Annotated in this window: 17 protein-coding genes; 5 read left to right on the plus strand and 12 right to left on the minus strand. The window is 72.0% G+C overall.

All coding sequences use genetic code 11. From position 1 onward, the window contains the following. Nucleotides 1–38 precede the first annotated feature (38 nt). The 7 genes from OG710_RS23800 to OG710_RS23830 form a co-directional block, all read right to left on the minus strand. On the minus strand, nt 39–443 hold the full coding sequence (locus OG710_RS23800; RefSeq protein ID WP_330241108.1) for a roadblock/LC7 domain-containing protein: 405 nt from the start codon (nt 441–443) through the stop codon (nt 39–41). Further along, nucleotides 440–2836: a sensor histidine kinase gene (locus OG710_RS23805; RefSeq protein ID WP_330241109.1), complete on the minus strand. Its 2397-nt coding sequence runs from the start codon at nt 2834–2836 to the stop codon at nt 440–442. Before OG710_RS23805 ends, OG710_RS23800 begins: the two co-directional genes overlap by 4 nt. Before the next feature lie 653 nt (nt 2837–3489). Continuing rightward, nucleotides 3490–3897 carry a hypothetical protein gene (locus OG710_RS23810; protein ID WP_330241110.1) on the minus strand — a complete coding sequence of 136 codons (408 nt, stop codon included), beginning with the start codon at nt 3895–3897 and terminating at the stop codon, nt 3490–3492. A gap of 250 nt (nt 3898–4147) precedes the next feature. Then, a complete protein-coding gene (locus tag OG710_RS23815; protein WP_330241111.1) occupies nt 4148–6523 on the minus strand; it encodes an excinuclease ABC subunit UvrA in 2376 nt (791 codons plus the stop codon). A gap of 51 nt (nt 6524–6574) precedes the next feature. Then, nucleotides 6575–7024, minus strand: coding sequence for a helix-turn-helix transcriptional regulator (locus OG710_RS23820; RefSeq protein WP_330241112.1), 450 nt, complete (start codon nt 7022–7024; stop codon nt 6575–6577). A gap of 70 nt (nt 7025–7094) precedes the next feature. Continuing rightward, the gene (locus OG710_RS23825) at nt 7095–8138 is read right to left on the minus strand and encodes a hypothetical protein (protein WP_330241113.1); all 1044 of its coding nucleotides are present in this window, start codon (nt 8136–8138) and stop codon (nt 7095–7097) included. Nucleotides 8139–8257: 119 nt separating this feature from the next. Continuing rightward, a complete protein-coding gene (locus tag OG710_RS23830) occupies nt 8258–9076 on the minus strand; it encodes an SAM-dependent methyltransferase (protein WP_330241114.1) in 819 nt (272 codons plus the stop codon). Between the two features lie 191 nt (nt 9077–9267). Between OG710_RS23830 and OG710_RS23835 the strand changes: the two genes are divergently transcribed. Then, nucleotides 9268–10659, plus strand: coding sequence for a lipase family protein (locus OG710_RS23835; protein ID WP_330241115.1), 1392 nt, complete (start codon nt 9268–9270; stop codon nt 10657–10659). Between the two features lie 232 nt (nt 10660–10891). Further along, complete coding sequence (locus OG710_RS23840) at nt 10892–12073, plus strand: macrolide family glycosyltransferase (RefSeq protein WP_330241116.1); 1182 nt, start codon at nt 10892–10894, stop codon at nt 12071–12073. Nucleotides 12074–12147: 74 nt separating this feature from the next. On the opposite strand, the gene OG710_RS23845 is transcribed toward OG710_RS23840, so the two are convergent. Together OG710_RS23845 and OG710_RS23850 are read right to left on the minus strand one after the other, a co-directional pair. After that, nucleotides 12148–13110, minus strand: a complete 963-nt coding sequence (locus OG710_RS23845; protein WP_330241117.1) for an electron transfer flavoprotein subunit alpha/FixB family protein — start codon at nt 13108–13110, stop codon at nt 12148–12150. A gap of 56 nt (nt 13111–13166) precedes the next feature. Further along, on the minus strand, nt 13167–13952 hold the full coding sequence (locus tag OG710_RS23850) for an electron transfer flavoprotein subunit beta/FixA family protein (RefSeq protein ID WP_330241118.1): 786 nt from the start codon (nt 13950–13952) through the stop codon (nt 13167–13169). Between the two features lie 109 nt (nt 13953–14061). On the opposite strand from OG710_RS23850, the gene OG710_RS23855 reads away from it, so the two are divergent. Both OG710_RS23855 and OG710_RS23860 read left to right on the plus strand, forming a co-directional pair. After that, nucleotides 14062–14814 (plus strand): TetR family transcriptional regulator, encoded by a 753-nt coding sequence (locus OG710_RS23855; RefSeq protein WP_111338688.1) that lies wholly within the window; start codon nt 14062–14064, stop codon nt 14812–14814. Nucleotides 14815–14946: 132 nt separating this feature from the next. Continuing rightward, nucleotides 14947–15348 carry a zinc ribbon domain-containing protein gene (locus tag OG710_RS23860; protein ID WP_330241119.1) on the plus strand — a complete coding sequence of 134 codons (402 nt, stop codon included), beginning with the start codon at nt 14947–14949 and terminating at the stop codon, nt 15346–15348. Nucleotides 15349–15370: 22 nt separating this feature from the next. Here OG710_RS23860 and OG710_RS23865 read toward each other — a convergent pair whose 3' ends face one another. From OG710_RS23865 to OG710_RS23875, 3 genes are all read right to left on the minus strand, one after another. Next, nucleotides 15371–16015, minus strand: a complete 645-nt coding sequence (locus OG710_RS23865) for a response regulator transcription factor (RefSeq protein WP_330241120.1) — start codon at nt 16013–16015, stop codon at nt 15371–15373. Then, nucleotides 16006–17172: a sensor histidine kinase gene (locus OG710_RS23870; RefSeq protein ID WP_330241121.1), complete on the minus strand. Its 1167-nt coding sequence runs from the start codon at nt 17170–17172 to the stop codon at nt 16006–16008. The genes OG710_RS23865 and OG710_RS23870 overlap by 10 nt, the downstream gene beginning before the upstream one ends. Nucleotides 17173–17281: 109 nt before the next feature. Continuing rightward, nucleotides 17282–17953, minus strand: a complete 672-nt coding sequence (locus OG710_RS23875) for a DedA family protein (protein ID WP_330241122.1) — start codon at nt 17951–17953, stop codon at nt 17282–17284. A 298-nt stretch (nt 17954–18251) separates the two neighbouring features. Between OG710_RS23875 and OG710_RS23880 the strand changes: the two genes are divergently transcribed. Beyond that, nucleotides 18252–20987: a cellulose binding domain-containing protein gene (locus tag OG710_RS23880; RefSeq protein ID WP_443064289.1), complete on the plus strand. Its 2736-nt coding sequence runs from the start codon at nt 18252–18254 to the stop codon at nt 20985–20987. The last annotated feature ends 81 nt before the right edge of the window (nt 20988–21068 follow it).

The raw sequence follows: 21068 nt of genomic DNA on the forward strand, positions 1-21068 counted from the left end.
GCGGACGGGTCGTTGCGGCCGTGTGGGGACCGGCCGGGTCAGTGTGTGGCGGAGTGGTGGTGGTCGCGGACCTCGGGGGACAAGGAGTCACCGACCTGGTTGATCAGTTCGGACATCATGTAGCTGACCTCGCCGATGTCCGCGTCCCTGGTCGTGGTCACCAGGAGCGAGGCACCGCTGGAGACGGCCATGGAGAACATGTAGCCGCCCTCCATCGCGGTGAGGCTGTGCTCCACCGGGTCGGTGTCCGTCAACTGGGCCGCCGCCGACAGCAGGTTGACGACGCCGGAGGCGATCGCGGCCAGCCGGTCGGCGTCGTCGCGCTCCACGCCGGTGTACGCGAGCGCGAGTCCGTCCACGGACACGGCTATCGCCTGGGTGACCTCCGGAATGCGTCCGGCGAAGTCGCTCAGAATCCAGCTCAGGTCGGTGGGTGAGGTCATTTCTTGGTCCGTTCGGTTTCGTCATTGTTGGCGGGACGCCCGCGGGGGTTCGTGCTCCGGCTGATGCCCTGCGCGTAGGCCGCGAGGACGTCGGAGACCTGCCGGGAGTCCCGGCGGCGGGGGGTCGTCGGCCGCGGCGTGCCGGTGCCGGGCCGCTGCTCGGCGGCGCTCCGCTTGCCCAGCGCCGGCCACTGCTGGGGCGCGGTGCGCTTGCGGACCGGCAGGCCGGACGCGCTGACCCCGGCGATACGGGAGACCGGCTCGTCGTGCACGGGGTGCGGGGCGCCGCCGTGCTCGCGGGCTCCGGTGCCCCGCGCGTCCGCCGGGCCCTCGTGGTCCCTGCGCCCGCCCCGCTCCGCGTCGCCGCCGGGGCGGGCCGCGACGCCCGTGCCGACCGGCCGGCCGACCCGGCCGCGCACCTCGCGCGGCTTGCGGCCGTCGGCGGCCGCGCGGGGCGCCTGGCGACGGCTCGGCGCGGGCGCCTCCGGGACGGGGATGGGCTCCTCGGACACCTCGGCCAGGACGTTCTTGGGCAGGGTGACCTCGGCGATGGTGCCGGGGCCCGAGGAGTCGCGCAGTTCGACAACGATGCCGTGCCTGGCGGCGAGCCGGGCGACCACGTGCAGACCCATGGACCGCACGTCGCCGATGCCCGCGGTGGGCTCGCGCAGCGCGGCGTTCAGCACGGTGCGGCGGTCCGCCGAGATGCCGACGCCCTCGTCCACGATCTGTACGACGGCCCGGTCCCACAGCCGCCAGACGGCGACGCCGACCTGGGCGTCGGGCGGCGAGAAGCGGGTGGCGTTGTCGAGCAGTTCCGCCAGGATGTGCGCCACGTCGTGCACGGCGCGGGCGGCGATGCCGATGCCGCCCTCGATGGCGCCGAGCGAGACGCGGTCGAAGCGTTCGATCTGCTGGGCCGCCGCCACGATGACGGTGGAGGCGGCGATGTCCGCCGACCTCACCCGTGCGTTGCCGTAGCCGCCGAGCACCAGCAGGTTGTTGGTGTTGCGCTCCATGCGGATGGCGAGGTGGTCGAGCGCGAAGAGCGTCTTCATGCGCTCCGGGTCGGCCTCGTCGCGCTGCACGGCGTCCAGTTCGGACACCATGACGCTGGTGAGCTGGGCGCCGCGGCGGGCGACCCGGACCAGGGTCTCGGCGAACTGCTCGTGCACGCGCGCCTGTTCGGCGGCGAGGCGGACCGCCTCGTGGTGGACGGCGTTGAACGCCTCACCCACCTCGCCGATCTCGTCCCCGCCCGTCGTCTCGATCGGGTTGCCGGTGCGTTCCGCGACCTCCTCGGGCGTGGACCCGCTCAGCGCGCCGGGCTGCGACAGCTCGCTCATGACCTCGGGCAGCCGGGTGTGGGCGACCTCGTGCGCGGCGTTGCGCAGGTCGCGCAGCCGGCGGATCATGACGCGGCCGAGCCGGACGGCGACGAGGACGACGCCCACCAGGGTCAGCAGTACCAGGGTGACCTCGCCGCCGGCGGTCCACAGCAGCCGGGTGCGCTCCGCCTCCACGGTGGTGGCGACGGACTCGTCGATCCGCTCCTCCACCTGGTGCAGCAGGGTCTGCCGGTCGTCGGCGGCCTTCTGCCAGGACTCGGGGGAGACGCCGATGGGCTTGCTGGTGTCGGTGCGCCCGATCTTGTCCTCGAGCTTGCGGGAGGCCAGGGCCTTGGGGCCGGAGAGGGTGCGCTCCAGCCAGGTCCGCCACTCGGCGGGGCCGAGGCTGAACATCACCCCGGTCGACTCGGTGTAGCCGAGGCGGCTGGCGTCGAAGGTGCGCTGCGAGGCGACGGTGAAGCCGCCCGCGGCCTGCGCCCTCATGACGGTGACCTGCTCCTGAGCGGTGTGCTCGGCGGCCTCCGAGAGGGCGGCGGCGGCGCGGATGCGGTCGGCGATGTCGGCGTCGACCCCGTCGGCCTGGGCGATGCCGTCGCGGTAGGAGTTGAGGTCCGCGATCACGATCCGGTAGCCGAAGGCGAGTGCGGAGATGGTGGTGCTGCCCGAGCGCACCTGGGCGCGCAGGGCGGGGAGTTGATCGATGAAGCGGTCGATGCGGTCCAGCGCCTCCTGGGCACTTCCGGGTACCTCGGAGAGCCGGCCGATCCGGCTGTTGAAGGCGGCGAGGCTCTTGTCCGTCGCGTCGGAGCTCTGCTGGAAGGCGTCGGAGTCTGCCTGATGGGAGACCAGAGCGGTGGCTGCGGCGCGTTCACGCTGCAGTTGATGTGTTAAGTCGGCCGCGTGGGCGGCGACGTCGACCATGTTGGCCAGCCGGTTCGCCTGCAGTGCCTGGTTGGTCGCCGGAGCGAGGGCCAGAGCCGAGAAGGTGACCGCGACGGTGAGGGGCGCGGTGACCAGCAGGACGAGGCGACGATTGATTTTCACTGCGCGGCTCCATCGCCGGAACCGGTGCTGAGTATCGGTGACACGCAGATACCTGTTAACGGGTTGTGGGGTGTCGGTAGGGGCGCTCGTACATCGTGTGCACAGTTGCGGATGGGACAGGCGGGATAGACGGGGCTCACGTTGCGCGGCTTGATCCTATGCCTAGTGCACAACCACCGATGCGGGCAGCGTCGAAAATTTGCGTTCAGTTAGGTGTGCGGAAACGGTCTCATTCGGTCGATGTGGTCGGTTCGGGCCGTGGGGCGCCGCTAAGCGGAATGACTCGGTCTCGCTTGTCTGCCCTGCCTGTCCCTTGATCCACGGGAGTTGCGGCCGTCGGCGCTGAGCAGGCGGAATGCCCGGAAGCCCCCTCGCTGTCCCCGTAGGGTCAAACCCCGCCCGTTGGCCGGATGTTGCGGAAAGGTTAGATCCGATTAGCGATGGCGATTGTTTCGGACCGGTGCCTGCGGGCCCACGGACCCCCGGTCCTCACAGGTGAGCGGCCCACCGCTCGAATTTCACTCAGCAGAGGTGCTGTGCAAGCTTGGTGGCGATCCGTCAGGATTCGTCACCGCACCCGCACGCGCTCACACCTGCGCGAACCGGCCATCTTGAAAAGTATGCGGATTTCACGGCAAGCCGCCTTGATCTGATCATGTGTCCGGGCCGTCCGTCAGGCACCCCGCAGCGCCGAGATCACCCCGGTCCCGCTCGATCCGGGCCAGTACGGACGCCTCCACCGCCCGGCCGGGACCGAGCACGACGTCCCGCAGGCACATCCGGTACTCGTCGTCCAGCCGGTACGCGCACAACTCCGCGGAGTTCAGCAGCAGATGATCCGGCTCGGTGCGCCGGGCAGCCGACTCGGACACCGCGAACAACTCCGTCAGCGGCCGCTCCGGCAGCCCCAGCCCCGCCAGCAACGCGGCCCGCTGGGCGTCGAGTTCGGGCGCGAACTCCTCGCGCGCCGCCGCGTCACCGGCCGCCGCGGCGGCCCGCAGCCCTTCCTCGTCCAGGCCGGCCGTCAGCCCCTCGCACCGGTCGGGCAGCCGCACCAGCATCTCCAGCGCCTCCGAGATGCTGTCGGCGATCAGGGACGGCGTCGCCCTCGGAGGACGCGTACAGCACCGACGTACCCCCGCACAGGAAGTAGGTGCCCCCGCCACCGTCCCCCGCGATGGGCTCCTGCGGGAAGGCGGCGATCTCCGCGAGATCGGGACGGCTGCGCAGCAGCTCCAGCACGGGGTCGGTCGTCCCCGCATCCTGGGAACCGCCCGCCGGGCCGGGTGGAGGCACCCGGCCCGGCTCCGCTCAGGCGCCCACGTACCGCGCCAGGTGCTCGCCCGTGAGCGTGGAGCGGGCGGCGACCAGCTCGGCGGGCGTGCCCTCGAAGACGACCGTGCCGCCGTCGTGACCGGCGCCGGGGCCGAGGTCGATGATCCAGTCCGCGTGCGCCATCACGGCCTGGTGGTGCTCGATGACGATGACCGACTTGCCGGACTCCACCAGCCGGTCGAGCAGCCCGAGCAGCTGCTCCACGTCCGCGAGATGGAGCCCGGTGGTCGGCTCGTCGAGCACGTACACGCCGCCCTTCTCGCCCATGTGCGTGGCCAGCTTGAGCCGCTGGCGCTCGCCGCCGGAGAGCGTGGTGAGCGGCTGGCCCAGGCTGAGGTAGCCGAGCCCGACGTCCACGAGCCGTTCCAGGACGCGGTGCGCGGCCGGGGTGCGCGCCTCGTCCGAGCCGAAGAACTCCTCCGCCCGCGCCACGGACATCGCGAGCACCTCGCTGATGTCCCGGCCGCCGAGCCGGTACTCCAGCACCGACGCCTGGAACCGCTTGCCCTCGCACTCCTCGCAGACCGTGGCCACCCCCGACATCATCGCCAGGTCGGTGAAGACGACGCCCGCGCCGTTGCAGGTGGGGCAGGCGCCCTCCGAGTTGGCGCTGAACAGGGCCGGCTTCACCCCGTTGGCCTTGGCGAACGCCTTGCGGATCGGGTCGAGCAGCCCGGTGTACGTGGCCGGGTTGCTCCGCCGCGAACCCCGGATCGGGCTCTGATCGACGGTCACCACACCGTCCCGCCCGGCCACCGAGCCGTGGATCAGCGAGCTCTTGCCGGACCCGGCGACCCCCGTGACGACGGTCAGCACACCGAGCGGGATGTCCACGTCCACACCGCGCAGGTTGTTCGCGCGCGCCCCGCGCACCTCCAGCGCGCCGGCCGGCTCGCGGGTGGACTCCTTGAGCCGGGACCGGTCGTCGAAGTGCCGGCCGGTGACGGTGTCCGAGGCGCGCAGCCCCTCCACCGTGCCCTCGAAGCAGACGGTGCCGCCGGCCGTACCGGCGCCCGGCCCGAGGTCCACGACATGGTCGGCGACGGCGATCGTCTCCGGCTTGTGCTCCACCACCAGCACCGTGTTGCCCTTGTCCCGCAGGCGCAGCAGCAGGTTGTTCATCCGCTGGATGTCGTGCGGGTGCAGCCCGGCGGTCGGCTCGTCGAAGACGTACGTGGTGTCGGTCAGCGAGGACCCGAGGTGCCGGATCATCTTGACGCGCTGCGCCTCGCCGCCGGACAGGGTGCCGGCCGGGCGGTCCAGCGAGAGGTAGCCGAGGCCGATCTCCACGAACGAGTCCAGGGTCTGCCCGAGCGCGGTGAGCAGCGGGGCGACCGAGGGCTCGTCCAGGCCGGCGATCCAGGCGGCCAGGTCGCTGGTCTGCATGGCGCAGGCGTCCGCGATGGAGATGCCCGCGATCTTCGAGGACCTGGCGCCCTCGCTGAGCCGGGTGCCGTCGCAGGCGGGGCAGGTGGTGAAGGTGACCGCGCGCTCCACGAACGCCCGGATGTGCGGCTGGAGCGCGTCCTTGTCCTTGGACAGGAAGGACTTCTGGATCTTGGGGATCAGCCCCTCGTAGGTGAGGTTGGCGCCCTCCACCTTCACCTTGACGGGCTCCCGGTACAGGAAGTCCCGCATCTCCTGCTCGGTGTACTTCGCGATCGGCTTGTGCGGGTCGAGGAAGCCGGACTCCGCGTACACGCGCACCGTCCAGAAGCTGTCGGACTTCCAGCCGGGGATGGTGAACGCGCCCTCGGCCAGCGACTTGGAGTCGTCGTACAGCTGGGTGAGGTCGATGTCGGAGACGGTGCCCCGGCCCTCGCACTCGGTGCACATGCCGCCGGTGCGGCTGAAGGACGCCTTCACGGTCTTCTGGTTGCCGCGCTCGACGGTGATCGCGCCGCTCGCCTTCACCGAAGCGGTGTTGAACGAGTACGCGCTGGGCGGGCCGATGTGCGGGGTGCCGAGGCGGCTGAAGAGGATGCGCAGCATGGCGTTGGCGTCGGTGGCGGTGCCCACCGTGGAGCGGGTGTCGCCGCCCATCCGCTGCTGGTCGACGATGATCGCCGTCGTCAGCCCTTCGAGCACGTCCACCTCGGGCCGGGCCAGGGTGGGCATGAACCCCTGGACGAAGGCGCTGTACGTCTCGTTGATCAGCCGCTGCGACTCGGCGGCGATGGTGTTGAACACCAGCGAGCTCTTGCCGGAGCCGGAGACGCCCGTGAACACCGTCAGCCGGCGCTTGGGGATCGCGATGCTCACGTCCTGGAGATTGTTCACGCGTGCCCCGTGCACCCGGATCAGATCGTGACTGTCGGCGAGGTGCGGCTGCGCACCCGTGGCCCTGCTCATCGTGTCTCCTTGGATTGGCAGGGCCGTCGCACAGCCCCGTCGTCGCCCGGCCTACGCTAGTGGCGCCCCTGGCAGCGGTGCTTCTCGATTTCTGATCGGACGCGTCACCTGCTTCGCGACGCAGGACGGCATCCCCGCGGTGGCGCGCGCCGCCTCCTGCCGGTACACGCTCGGCGGCATCCCGACCAGCTCCGTGAACCGCGTACTGAAGGTGCCGAGGGAGGCGCAGCCGACCGCGAAACAGGCCTCGGTCACGCTCATGTCGCCCCGGCGCAGCAGCGTCATCGCGCGCTCGATGCGCCGGGTCATCAGGTAGCCGTACGGCGACTCCCCGTACGCGCGGCGGAACTCGCGGCTCAGATGTCCGGCCGACATATGGGCCCCGCGGGCCAGGGCCTCGACGTTGAGGGGCTGGGCGTACTCGCGGTCGATCCGGTCGCGGACCCGGCGCAGCCGGGCGAGGTCGCGCAGATGCTGTGCCGCGTCGGGTTTGCTGGTCACGTCCGAAAGCGTACGTCGCGGCGGGGCGGCCCGCCCCGGCGAGCGGCGGGCGGGCCGGTACCCGGCCGGGTCAGGTACGGGTGGCGGTGCCGCACTCCGAGGCGTCGCGGTCCCGCATCCGCTCGTCCATCGACATGTCCCGCTCGTAGGGGTCGACGCGTGCGCCCTCCTCCGAGGGGCCCCGGTCCTTGCCGAACTCGGGGACGAAGTAGCCGGTGGTGTCGCCGCAGCCGCCGTTGGCGGCGTCCATCCGGTAGGTCCGCAGCGAGAAGGTTCCCGGCGTGATCTCCACCTCGGCGGGGTTCTCCCAGCTCATCACGATCTCGCGGCGGACGATCGTACGGGCGACCTCGTCGCTGTCCCCCTCCGCCCGTACGACGGGGTAGACGAAGGTGACGTCGGCGGTGACGTCGACCGCGCCGCGGTCGCCCGCGCGGTACGTGATCCTGCCGCGCGTCCTGATCACGTCACCGGCCAGGCGGACGTACGACGGGTCGAAGCGGCTGAACAGCAGCAGCGGGTCGTCGCCGCGGCTCGGGCGGTCGAAGGCGTGCGCCAGGTACTCCTCGACGTCGGCCTGCTCCGGGTTGAGCGCGGCGATCGCCTTCACCGGGCGCTTCCCGCGCAGCACCGCCGGGTCCAGGCCGGAGTCGACGAGGAAGGCCAGGCTGCTCTCCAGCGCCTCGTCCACCTGCTTCTCGCTCATCCACCCGGTCGCATGCGCCGAAGGCATCGTGATCCCGGCCGTCCCGGTCGCCCAGTGTTCCGCGGGCGACCCCTTGAACGGGGCGTCCAGGGTCGCCCGCCCGGACGCCCCGGCGGAGTCGCCCCCGGTGCCCCCGCCGAACCAGCCGTTGACCAGGCCGGGGGAGAGCGTGAGGCCGAACAGGGCGACGACGACGATCAGGCCCACCACGTACCAGCGTTTGCCGTTCCGCCGGCGGGGCGGCTCGTGGACGCGCCAACCAGGGGGCGGGGCGGGTTCGTCGTCCAGCCGCCGGGTGACCATCCGGGCGCGGGCGGACGGCTCCTCGGGGGCGTCGCCGGTCCCGGCCTCGGCCTCCCGCAGGAAGCGCTCCCATTCCTCGTCCGGTATGGATGACCCCTTGTCCACGCTGCGCTCCCGCCCCTCCCGGCCGCTCCCTTTTTCGGCATCATCACACAGCCCGGTGACACCGGGCGCGGCCGGCGGACGCGCCACGTGCCGCCGGGCCGGCGTGCCGGGACGGCGGGTTACGGCTTGCGGCCGACCGCCACATAGCCCGGAGTGACGATCTCGCCGGTGCCGGGGACCGGCTCGCCCAGCTCGGGATGCCAGGCCTCGGCGGCGACGATGCCCGGCTCCACGATCTCCAGCCCCTCGAAGAACGCGCCGAACTCGGCACGGGTGCGCGGCGCCAGCGTCAGCGTGTTGGCCCGGTACATCTCGTCCACCTGGCGCGCCTCCTCCGGGTGGAAGTCGGCGGTGATCTGCGAGATGACCATGTAGCTGCCGGGCGCGAGCACGTCGGTCAGCCGGCGCACCAGCTCGTGGGCGCCGTCCTCGTCGCTCACGAAGTGCAGCAGCGCGATCATCGACAGGGCGACCGGGGCGCTGAAGTCCAGCGTCCTGCCCGCGCGTTCGAGGATCGTGTCGACGTGGCGCGCGTCCGCCTGCACATAGTCGATGACGCCCTCGGGCGTGCCCTTGAGCAGCGCCTCGGCGTGGGCCAGCACGATCGGGTCGTTGTCGCAGTAGACGACGCGGGTGCTGGGCGCGGCCTCCTGGGCCACCTGGTGCAGGTTGGGCTCGGTGGGTATCCCGGTGCCGATGTCGAGGAACTGGCGGACGCCCTGGGCGGAGAGCCAGCGGGTGGCGCGGTGCATGAAGGCGCGGTTGATCTTCGCCATCACCGGCACGTTCGGTTCGACGGCCAGCATCTGACGGCCCATCGCCTCGTCGACCGGGTAGTTGTCCTTGCCGCCCAGGAACCAGTCGTACATCCGCGCGGGATGCGGCTTGCTGGTGTCGATGAGCGGGGGCGAGGTGCGGTCGTTCTCCGGTCGGGACATGGCCAACTCCTGGGTGCGGGAGGCTGCGGATGATCAGCTGGCGCCCACAATAGGCAACATGACGGCCGGACAGGCCCGGGCGGGTGCCCGAGGAGAGTTACCAATGCGTAACTTACTGATGGGTTACCACCGGTAAGTCCCGCTGTTAGCTTGCGCTCACCCGCCCATCGGAGCAGAGCGAGGAGTGAGCTGTGAGCCGCACGGACAGCCGTTCGCGTTCCACCGTCCTGATACCCCCCACCCGCCGCCCGCGCGCCGGAGCCCTGCGGGCCGCCGCCGTCGCCGTGACCGCGGCGGCCTGCGTGGCCGCGTACGCCGCGCCCGCATCGGCCTCGGCCGGCACCGAACCGGTCGTGTCGCGGGGCGTGACCATCCCCTCCTTCTACAACCCGCCCGCCGAACTCCCCGCCGCCAACGGCGCGCTGATCCGCACCGAACCCCTGCCGCTCGGCCTGGACCTGCCCGGCCTGGACGGCCGCCGGATGCCCGGCACGGCGACCCGCCTCATGTACCGGTCGACCGACTCCAACGGGCAGCCGGTCGCGGTGACCGGCGCCTACATCGAGCCCTCGGCCTCCTGGAAGGGCGGCGGCGCCCGGCCGCTGGTCGCGGTGGCCTCCGGCACCATGGGCCAGGGCGACCAGTGCGCCCCCTCGCTGTCCCTGCAGCATCCGCTCTCGCTCACCCCCGAGACGGTGTCGATCGGCTACGAGATCCTGTCCGTCTACCGGCTCCTGTCCGCCGGGATCGCCGTCGTCGTCACCGACTACGTGGGCCTCGGCACCACGGACCGGCTGCACACCTACGTCAACCGGGTCGACGAGGGCCACGCGCTGCTGGACGCCGTCCGCGCCGCGCACCGGCTGCCCGCCACCTCGCTGACGCCCGACTCCCGGACCGGCCTGTACGGCTACAGCCAGGGCGGCGGGGCCAGCGCCTCCGCCGCCGAGCTCCAGCCCTCGTACGCCCCCGAGATCGAACTGGCCGGCACCTACGCCGGCGCGCCGCCCGCCGACCTGACCGCGACCATGAAGGGCATCGACGGCAGCGCCCTGGCCGGCGCCCTGGCCTGGTCGATCAACGGCTTCGCCCAGGCCGACCCGGACCTGCGCGACGTCGTGGAGAACAACATCAACGACGCCGGCCGGGCCGCGCTGAAGGACGCCTCCACCATGTGCGTCGGCGACGCGATCCTCGGCTACGGCTTCGCCAGAAGCACCAAGTGGACCACCAGCGGCAAGTCCCTGGGCGAGATCATCGCCGCCGAACCCAAGGCGCAGGCCGCGCTCGACAGGCAGCGCATCGGCACCCTCAAGCCCTCCGGCCCTGTGCGAGTGGCGACCGGCACCCAGGACGACATCGTGCCCCACAAGCAGGCCCGTCAACTCGCCGTCGACTGGTGCCGCAAGGGCGGCGACGTCACCTATGACGCTGTCATCCTGCCCAACCTCGGCGACAAGATCCTGACCAACCACATGGTGCCGCTCATCACCGACCAGGGCGACGCCATCTCCTGGATCACCGACCGCCTCGAAGGCAGGCGGTCCGTCTCCAACTGCTGGTCGATGCCGATCCAGCCCTGACCCCGCCCCCGGCCCGCGCGCACCGCACCCAAAGCGGATGCGCGCGGGCCGGACCGCGGTTAGGGTCGCCGCATGAACATCGTGCAGCTCTACGGCTGACGCGGACGGGGGCACGCCCCCGGCCCCGTCCGGCACACCGCGTACGCGCGCCCACCCCCAGGCACCGCCGGGGTGGCGACGCGCCGGTTCGCCGTATCCACTTCCGCCGCAGAACTGAAACGAGTGATCCCTGATGTCATCCCGCCGCGCCCACATCGCCATGGTCGGCATCCCCGCCGTGAGCCATGTCCTGCCGAGCATCGAGATCATCCGCGAACTGGTCGCACGCGGCCATCGCGTCACCTACGCCAACGACCCGCTGATGGCCGAGCGCATCGAGGCCACCGGCGCCACCTTCGTCCCGTACGAGTCGCACCTCCCGGTCGGCGACCACAACTGGCCGGACGACCCCATCGCCGCCATGGGCCTCTTCCTGGAAGACGCCGTGCGGGCCCTGCCGCAACTGCGCGCCGTCTACGACCGCGACCCGGCGGACCTGTACCTGTACGACATCGGCGCCTACCCGGCACGGGTGCTGGCCGAGTCCCAGAACCGCCGGCTGATGCAGTTGTCGCCCACCTTCGTGGGCTGGCGGAGCTACGCGGAGGACGTCGCCGCCCACCTCTGGGCGCTGCCGGGGGCCGACGCCTACCGGGCGAGGTTCACCGAGTGGCTCGCGGGCTGCGGGGCGACCACGCTGGACATGGAGGACTTCGTCGGCCGCCCCGCGCACACCCTGGCCCTGATCCCGAAGGCGATGCAGCCGCACGCCGACGACGTGGACACCCGCACGGTCACCTTCGTCGGGCCGTGCTTCGCGGGGCGCGGCGAGGAGCAGACCTGGACCCGGCCCGCCGGGGCGGAGCGGGTGCTGCTGATCTCGCTCGGCTCCGCGTACACCAACCGGCCCGAGTTCTACCGCAGTTGCCTGGCGGCCTTCGGTGACCTGGCCGGGTGGCACGTGGTGCTCCAGATCGGCAAGCAGACGGACCCGGCGGAGCTGGGCGCGATTCCCGGCAACGTCGAGGTGCACCGATGGGTGCCGCAACTGGCGATCCTCCAGCAGGCGGACGCCTTCATCACGCACGCCGGGATGGGCGGCAGCTCCGAGGGCCTGTACAGCGGGGTGCCCATGATCGCGGTCCCGCAGGGCGTCGACCAGTTCATGAACGCCGACAGGCTGGTCGAGCTGGGCGTGGCCCGCCGCATCGACACCGACGACGCCACCCCGCAGGCGCTGCGCGAAGCCCTCGACGCGCTCGTCGGCGACCCCGAGGTCGCCCGCCGGTCGGCACGGCTGCGCGACGACGCCCGCGCGGAGGGCGGCACCCGGCGGGCCGCCGACCTGGTGGAGGAGCTGCTCGGCCGAAGCTGAAACGGCGCCGGCCGGGGCGGTGAGCGCGATCTCCGCGTCCACCGCCCCGGCCGGGCCCGGCAGTTGAGGGGCGATCAGCCCTTGCGGGTGTTGATCTCCTCGGTGAGCTGGGGCACGACGTCGAAGAGGTCGCCGACGACGCCGTAGTCGACGAGGTCGAAGATCGGGGCCTCGGGGTCCTTGTTGACCGCGACGATCGTCTTCGAGGTCTGCATCCCCGCCCGGTGCTGGATCGCACCGGAGATGCCCGACGCGATGTACAGCTGCGGGGAGACCGACTTGCCGGTCTGGCCGACCTGGTTGGTGTGCGGGTACCAGCCCGCGTCCACCGCCGCCCGCGACGCGCCCACCGCGGCACCCAGCGAGTCCGCCAGCGCCTCGATCACCGCGAAGTTCTCCGCACCGTTCACACCCCGGCCACCGGAGACCACGATCGCGGCCTCCGTCAGCTCCGGACGGCCCGTCGACTCACGCGGCGTACGCGAGAGCACCTTCGTGCCCGTCGCGGCGGCGGAGAACTCCACCGCCAGCTCCTCCACCGCACCCGCACCCTGAACCGGCTCGACGGGCGCCGAGTTCGGCTTCAGCGTGATCACCGGCGTGCCCTGCGTGATCCGGGACTTCGTGGTGAACGACGCGGCGAACACCGACTGCGTCGCCACCACACCCTGCTCACCGGCCTCGACGTCGACCGCGTCGGTGATGATCCCCGACCCGATCCGCACCGCGAGCCGGGCGGCGATCTCCTTGCCCTCCGCCGACGACGACACCAGCACCGCCACCGGCGACACGGCGGCGTGGGCGGCCTGGAGCGCGTCCACCTTCGGTACGACGAGATAGTCGCCGAACTCGGCGGCCTCCGACACGAGAACCTTCACCGCGCCGTGCCCGGCCAGCACATCCGCCGTCCCGGCGGCACCCGCGCCCACCGCGACCGCGACCGGGTCACCGATCCGCCGCGCGAGCGTCAGCAGCTCCAGCGCCGGCTTACGGACCGCGCCATCCACATGATCGACAAAGACGAGAACTTCAGCCATCGGACTTCCCTACTCCTGCACATCAGCGACAACGACCACGACCACGAACCCGCGGACTAGATGAACTTCTGACCGGCCAGGAACTCGGCCAGCCGCTTGCCGCCCTCGCCCTCGTCCTTCACGATCGTGCCCGCGGTGCGGGCCGGACGCTCCGTCGCGGAGTCGACCGCGGTCCAGGCACCCGCCAGACCCACCTGCTCGGCGTCGATGCCCAGGCCGTCCAGGTCCAGGGACGTCACCGGCTTCTTCTTCGCCGCCATGATCCCCTTGAACGACGGGTAACGCGCCTCACCGGACTGGTCGGTCACCGACACCACCGCCGGCAGCGACGCCTCCAGCTCCTCCGACGCACTGTCCCCGTCCCGGCGACCCCGCACCACACCATCGGCCACCGACACCTGCGACAGCAGCGTCACCTGCGGCACACCCAGCCGCTCCGCCAGCAGCGCCGGAACCACACCCATCGACCCGTCCGTCGACGCCATCCCCGAGACCACCAGGTCGTACCCGGTCTCCTCCAGCGCCCTCGCCAGCACCAGCGACGTCCCCAGCGCATCCGTCCCGTGCAGATCGTCGTCCTCGACGTGAACCGCCTTGTCCGCACCCATCGACAACGCCTTGCGCAACGCGTCCCGCGCATCCTCCGGACCCACCGTCAACACGGTGACCTCCGCGTCATCGGCCGCCTCCGCGATCTGCAACGCCTGCTCGACCGCGTACTCGTCCAGCTCCGACAGCAGACCGTCCACGTCCTCACGGTCCAACGTCAGGTCATCGGCGAAATGCCGGTCACCGGTCGCGTCGGGCACGTACTTCACACAGACAACGATCCTCAAGCTCACGCCGGCTCTCCCTGTACCTGGTGGTGTCCTGCGGGAATCCTATGGCACTCAGTACCCTTCGTAAAGGTACCCAGTGTCGGCGGACCGTATTCGGTGTTACGTTTCCGGCATGACCGAAGACCGCCGACCGGCCAAGAAGCCCCCCATGCGTGATGTCCTCGCCGAGGCGGCCTTCGCGCTCTTCCTGGAGCGCGGCTTCGAGCGGACCACGGTGGACGACATCGTCGCCCGCGCCGGTGTGGGGCGGCGGTCGTTCTTCCGCTACTTCCCCTCGAAGGAGGACGCGGTCTTCCCGGACCACGAGCGGTGCCTCGCGGACATGACCGCGTTCCTGGCCGCCGCCGAGGACGGCGACCCCGTCGGCACGGTGTGCGACGCGGCCCGTCTGGTGCTGCGGATGTACGCCGAGAACCCGGAGTTCTCCGTACAGCGCTACCGGCTCACCCGCGAGGTGCCAGGACTGCGGACGTACGAGCTCTCCGTGGTGCGCCGTTACGAGCGGACCCTCGCCGGCTATCTGGAGCGGCGCTGGGCCCGCGACCCGGACGCCGGTCCCGACGCGCCCCTGCGGGCCGAGGTGATCGCGGCCTCGGTGGTCGCCGCGCACAACAACGGGCTGCGGTCCTGGCTGCGTTCGGGCGGCGAGGGCGACGCGGGCGCCGAGGTGGACCGGGCGCTTGAGCTGGTGCGTACGGTCTGGAGCGCTGCGGACGGGCGGCCGGCCGCCCCCGCACAGGCCCCCGCGCCCGTGTCCGCCGGAGTCCCGGTGGGCGACGACGAGGTGATCGTCATGGTGGCCCGCAAGGGCGCTCCGATGTGGCGCGTGGTGCAGCACGTGGAGGCCGCGCTCGGCGGCGCGTGACGCCCGGACGAGAGCCACATCACGGATTCGCGGCACTCAGTGCCTTTACTTCGCGGAACTTAGTGCCATACGGTGCCGCTGTGCCGCTGCCGAAGGTGCGGCGCGTACCGAGTCGAGCGCGGGAGGCGGAACGTGTTCAGTACCGGAATCGATGTGGGGCCGGCGGCCCGCGAAACAGTTCAGCCGCACAGCCAGGAAGGGCTGGTCTACCAGGTGTGCCGCTGGTGCGGCACCGCGTCCTTCCGCAAACTCCTGTGCCCCGTCTGCGCGTCGAGCGATCTGGAGTCCGCGCGGAGCGAGGGGTACGGCGTCGTCGTACGCTCCAACGTCGTCAACCGCTACTCGCGCGTGATGCGCAACGAGTCCCTGGTCCGCTTCCCCGAAGGCTTCGTCTACCGCTGCCGGATCGTGGGAGCCGCCCCGCACCTGGTGAACGTGGGCGACCGGGTCAGGCCGGCCGGCGGCAGGACGTCGGTGTCCGGCGAGGTCGTACTGGAACTCTGCGACCCGCCCGGCTCGGCCGGCTGGTACTGACCGGCCCGGTGCCGGACGGCCGTCACGCCTCCAGATAGCGGAGCACGGCCAGGACACGCCGGTTGTAGCCGGTGGTCTGCGCCAGCCCCAGCTTGTCGAAGACCGTGTTCAGGTTCTTCTCGACGGCGCTCAGCGAGATGTGCAGCTTGTGGCCGATGGCCGCGTTGGTGTGGCCCTGGGCCAGCGCCTCCAGAACGGTGCGCTCGCGCGGGGTCAGCCGCGACAGCGGATCGCCGTGCGCGCTGCGGATCACCAACTGCCGTACGACCTCGGGGTCGAAGACGGCCCCGCCCGCGTGGATGCGCTCCAGCGAGTCCAGGAACTCCTCCACCTGCGCGACCCGGTCCTTGAGCAGATAGCCCACCCGCTCCGCGTTCTCGGCGAGCAACTGCGCGGCGTAGTTGCGCTCCACGTACTGCGAGAGCACCAGCACCCCCACCTCCGGCCGGTTCCGCCGGATCTCCACCGCCGCCCGCAGCCCCTCGTCCCTGTGCGCGGGCGGCATCCGGATGTCCGTCACGACGATGTCCGGGGCCCGCGCCGCCACCTCGGCCAGCAGGGACTCCGCGTCACCCACCGCGGCCAGCACCTCGTGCCCCTCCTCGGTGAGCAGGCGCACCAGGCCCTCCCTGAGCAGGGTCGAGTCCTCGGCGAGAATCACGCGCACGGCAGCTCCGCGGTCACTGTGGTGGGGCCCCCGAGGGGGCTGTGGACGTCCAGCATGCCGTCGATCGCGGCCACCCGGCCCCGCAGCCCGGCCAGCCCGCCGCCCTCCGGGTCGGCGCCGCCGCACCCGTCGTCGCGCACGCGGACCGTGAGCAGATCGCCGCGGCGCACCACGCTCACCGCGAGGGTCGCGGCGCCCGAGTGCTTGGCGGCGTTGGTCACGGACTCGGAGACCACGAAGTACGCCGCCGTCTCCACGGGTGCCGGCAGCGGCCCCGGCACCTCGTACGCCACCTGTACGGGGATCGCGCAGCGTTCCGCCACCCCGCCCAGCGCCTCCCGCAGCCCGACGCTGTCCAGCGCCGTGGGGTACACCCGCCACGCCACCTCGCGCAGCTCCGCGAGCACCTCGCCCGCCTCCCGGTGGGCCTGCTCCAGCAACGCGTCCGCCCGGTCGGCGTCCCGTGCGCGGCGGGCCCGGCCCAGCAGCATCGCCAGCGCCACGAGCCGCTGCTGCACCCCGTCGTGCAGGTCCCGCTCCACGCGCCGCCGCTCCCGGTCCACCGCCCGTACGACGGCGGCCCGGCTCGCCGCGAGTTCGCCGATGCGCCGCCTGAGCAACTCCCGCTCACCGGGCCCGAAGCACTCCCGCGCCAGCCGGGCGTCCAGCGCCGCCAGCGAGAACAGCCCCTGCACGTTCAGGAAGAGGAGCACCGAGCCCAGGACCACCTGGCCCAGCAACTCGCCCCAGCCCGGCGCGGACCGGGCCACGCCCGCCGCGAACAGCCCCGCCAGCACCAGGCCGAACCCCAGCAGCGCGATCACCCCCGCGCACACCGGCCCCGAACCGGCGCGGGCGGCCAGATAGCGGAGCACCTGCTGGTCGGAGGAGCGGTGCGCGGGGAACTGGTCCCCGAAGAACACCGTCCTGCGCCACCGCTCGGCGTCCGCCAGCCGCCGGGCCCCCGAGACGAGGAGGGCGCGCGCGGCGCCACGGGTCCGGGGCCACAGCAGGAACGCCCCGAGCAGCGCCCCGGCCCCCGCGAAGTACCCCAGCGCGGCGAAGGCGCTCAGACAGCCCAGGAGCGTTCCGGCGACCGGGAGCGCCCGGCCGGTCGCCCGCGCGGGGCCCCGGAGGGCGGCGGAAGTCTCCGTCATGCCGCCCCGCCGCTCCATCGCGCCGCCCCGCCCCTCCGTCGCGCGCCCGCCCGTCGGACCCCGTCCTGTGCCACGTCCGGGCCCGGACGAAAGTTCCCGGCCGCCCGGTTCACACACCACGGCGGTGCCGGGCCCGGCCGGCGCCCGAGCGGGCCCGGACGCAGACGGCGACGTACAGCGCAAGCGCCACCACGACCAGCAGCAGCACGGCCTTGGACAGCACGCCGACGTAGTCGCCCACCGTCTCCCACCGGTCGCCGAGCCAGTAACCGGCCAGCACCAGCACCGCGTTCCACACCAGGCTGCCCACGGCGGTCAGCGCGAGGAAGCGGGGGAACCGCATCCGCTCCAGGCCCGCCGGCACGGAGATCAGGCTCCGGAAGATCGGCACCATCCGGCCCAGCAGCACCGCCTTCGTGCCGTGCCGGGCGAACCACGCCTCGGTGCGCGCCAGATCGGAGACCCTGACCAGCGGCAGCCGCCCCCACAGCGCGTACATCCGCTCCCGGCCGAACAGCGCGCCGATCCAGTACAGCGCCGCCGCCCCCACGACCGAGCCAAGCGTCGTCCAGAACAGGGCGGACGCCAGGGAGAGCACGCCCTGCCCGGCGGCGAAACCGGTCAGCGGCAGGATGATCTCGCTCGGCAGCGGCGGGAAGAGGTTCTCCAGCGCGATGGCCAGCCCGGCGCCGGGACCGCCCAGCGCGTCGACGAGGCCGGCGGCCCAGCCCGCCACCCCGCCTGCGGGCTCCTGGGGGAGTGCGAGCAGTACGCGTTCCATACGAGGTCTCCGGTCCGGTGACGGCCGGGGCACCGTGCCCCGGCTTCCCCGGCCACGCTAGGAATTCGGCGGCCCGCGCCGGTATGCGTCTTCGCCCCCGCACCCCCTGCGGTTTCCCGCAGGGTCCGGATCGGTCGGATGACAGGGACCGAACAATTCATCCGATGAACCCTTGCCTCCGCTCTTCTCCCGGCGCGGTGCCGCCGCTACCATCGGGACGCGATATGGGAGCGCTCCCACACCCGTTCCACCCCTTGACCGCCTCCCTGTGCGGTCCCTGTTCGGAGAGGACGTTTCCGTGCGCTCAAGCGCAAGATCCTTCGCCACCCTGGTGGCGGCATTCACTCTCACGGCGGGGTTGTTCGCAGCCGGTGCCCCCGCGTCGGCGCAGGCCGACGCGGCCGCCCCCGCCGCCCAGGCATCCGATGTGTCCGTCGCGGCGGACACCTACGACTGGAAGAACGTCCGCATCGACGGCGGCGGTTTCGTCCCCGGCATCGTCTTCAACCGGTCCGAGAAGAACCTCGCCTACGCCCGTACCGACATCGGCGGCGCCTACCGCTGGAACCAGGCCGGCAAGCAGTGGGTCCCGCTGCTCGACTGGGTGGACTGGGACCACTGGGGCTGGACGGGCGTGGTGAGCCTCGCCTCGGACTCCGTGGACCCGGACAAGGTGTACGCCGCCGTGGGCACGTACACCAACGACTGGGACCCCACCAACGGCGCGGTGCTGCGCTCCTCCGACCGGGGCGCCACCTGGAAGGCGAGCACGCTGCCCTTCAAGCTCGGCGGCAACATGCCGGGCCGTGGCATGGGCGAACGCCTCGCGGTCGACCCGAACAAGAACTCCGTGCTCTACCTGGGCGCGCCCAGCGGCAACGGCCTGTGGCGGTCCACCGATTCGGGCGCCACCTGGTCCGAGGTGACGGCCTTCCCCAACCCCGGCAACTACGCGCAGGACCCGGCCGACACCAGCGGCTACGGCAACGACAACCAGGGCATCGTCTGGGTGACGTTCGACGAGCGCACCGGCAGCGCGGGCAGTGCCACGCAGGACATCTACGTCGGGGTCGCCGACAAGGAGAACACCGTCTACCGGTCCACGGACGGCGGCGCCACCTGGTCGCGGATCGCCGGACAGCCGACCGGCTACCTGGCGCACAAGGGCGTGCTCGACTCCGAGAACGGCTACCTCTATCTGACCCTGAGCGACACCGGCGGCCCCTACGACGGCGGTAAGGGGCAGATCTGGCGCTACACCACCGCGACCGGTGAGTGGCAGGACGTCAGCCCGGTCGCCGAGGCCGACACCTACTACGGCTTCAGCGGCCTGACCGTGGACCGGCAGCACCCCGGCACGGTGATGGCGACCGCGTACAGCTCCTGGTGGCCGGACACCCAGATCTTCCGCTCCACCGACAGCGGCGCGACCTGGACCCGGGCCTGGGACTTCACCGACTACCCGAACCGCTCCAACCGCTTCACCCAGGACGTCTCCTCGGTGCCGTGGCTGACCTGGGGCGCCAACCCGCAGCCGCCGGAGACCACGCCCAAGCTGGGCTGGATGACGGAGGCGCTGGAGATCGACCCGTTCGACTCGAACCGGATGATGTACGGCACCGGCGCGACGATCTACGGCACCGAGAACCTCACCAACTGGGACACCGGCTCCAAGTTCACCATCACGCCCATGGTCAGGGGCCTGGAGGAGACCGCCGTCAACGACCTGGCCAGCCCGCCGTCCGGGGCGCCGCTGCTGAGCGCGCTCGGTGACATCGGGGGCTTCCGGCACACCGATCTCGACGCGGTCCCGGACATGATGTTCACCTCGCCCAACCTCACCTCCACCACGAGCATCGACTTCGCCGAGGACAGCCCGAACACGGTCGTCCGGGTGGGCAGCGCGGACGCCGCCCCGCACATCGGCTTCTCCACGGACAACGGCGCCAACTGGTTCCAGGGCTCCGAGCCGTCCGGGGTGACCGGCGGCGGCACCGTCGCGGCGGCGGCCGACGCGAGCGGCTTCGTCTGGAGCCCCGAGGGCGCCGGCGTCCACCACACGACCGGGTACGGCAGTTCGTGGTCGGCGTCCACCGGCATCCCGCAGGGCGCGACGGTCGAGTCGGACCGCGCGAACCCGAAGAAGTTCTACGGGTACAAGGCCGGCACCTTCTACGTCTCGACGGACGGCGGCGCGACCTTCACCGCGAAGGCGTCCAGCGGCCTGCCCGCCGAGGGCAACGTCCGCTTCAAGGCGGTCCCCGGCATCGAGGGCGACATCTGGCTGGCCGGCGGCGCCGCGAACGGCACCTACGGCCTGTGGCACTCCACCGACTCGGGGGCGACGTTCACCCGGCTGAGCGGGGTCGAGCAGGCGGACTCGGTCGGCTTCGGCAAGGCGGCCGCCGGGGCCTCGTACCAGACGGTGTTCGTCACCGCGAAGATCGACGGGGTGCGCGGAGTCTTCCGGTCCACGGACGCCGGCACCAGCTGGACCCGTATCAACGACGACGCCCACCAGTGGGGCTGGATCGGCGCCGCGATCACCGGTGACCCGCGCGTCTACGGCCGGGTGTACGTGTCCACCAACGGGCGCGGAATCATGTACGGGGAGTCCTCGGACGCCGACGGCGGCGGCACGGACCCCGGAACCGACCCCGGTACCGATCCGGGCACCGACCCCGGTACCGACCCCGGTACCGATCCGGGTGACGCCGCCTGCTCGGTGACGTACAAGGTCACCAACCAGTGGTCCGGCGGCTTCCAGGCCGATGTGACGCTCACCAACACCGGGACCGCCGAGCTGGACGGCTGGGAGCTGTCCTGGACCTTCCCGGACGGGCAGAAGGTGGGTCAGATCTGGAACGCGAAGGCCACGCAGGACGGGGCGGAGGTGACCGCGGCCAACGTCGACTGGAACGGCCGGGTCGCTCCCGGCGCGTCGGCGGGCTTCGGCTTCACCGGCACGCTGACCGGCGGCAACACGGCACCGGACGCCTTCTCGCTGGGCGACGAGGTCTGCGCCACCGGCTGACCCGCCGTCCGGGCGGCACGGCACGGGGGCGGACCGGACCGCCGGCCCGCCCCCTTACTGGCCCCGTACAGGTTCGTCGGC

Source organism: Streptomyces sp. NBC_00525 (assembly GCF_036346595.1).
Taxonomy (GTDB): Bacteria; Actinomycetota; Actinomycetes; order Streptomycetales; family Streptomycetaceae; genus Streptomyces.

Coding starts and splice junctions, on each gene's coding strand:
- OG710_RS23800 (WP_330241108.1), bottom strand. CDS start 443: ATGACCTCACCCACCGACCTGAGCTGGATTCTGAGCGACTTCGCCGGA.
- OG710_RS23810 (WP_330241110.1), bottom strand. CDS start 3,897: ATGCTGGTGCGGCTGCCCGACCGGTGCGAGGGGCTGACGGCCGGCCTG.
- OG710_RS23815 (WP_330241111.1), bottom strand. CDS start 6,523: ATGAGCAGGGCCACGGGTGCGCAGCCGCACCTCGCCGACAGTCACGAT.
- OG710_RS23830 (WP_330241114.1), bottom strand. CDS start 9,076: ATGTCCCGACCGGAGAACGACCGCACCTCGCCCCCGCTCATCGACACC.
- OG710_RS23840 (WP_330241116.1), top strand. CDS start 10,892: ATGTCATCCCGCCGCGCCCACATCGCCATGGTCGGCATCCCCGCCGTG.
- OG710_RS23845 (WP_330241117.1), bottom strand. CDS start 13,110: ATGGCTGAAGTTCTCGTCTTTGTCGATCATGTGGATGGCGCGGTCCGT.
- OG710_RS23855 (WP_111338688.1), top strand. CDS start 14,062: ATGACCGAAGACCGCCGACCGGCCAAGAAGCCCCCCATGCGTGATGTC.
- OG710_RS23870 (WP_330241121.1), bottom strand. CDS start 17,172: ATGACGGAGACTTCCGCCGCCCTCCGGGGCCCCGCGCGGGCGACCGGC.
- OG710_RS23875 (WP_330241122.1), bottom strand. CDS start 17,953: ATGGAACGCGTACTGCTCGCACTCCCCCAGGAGCCCGCAGGCGGGGTG.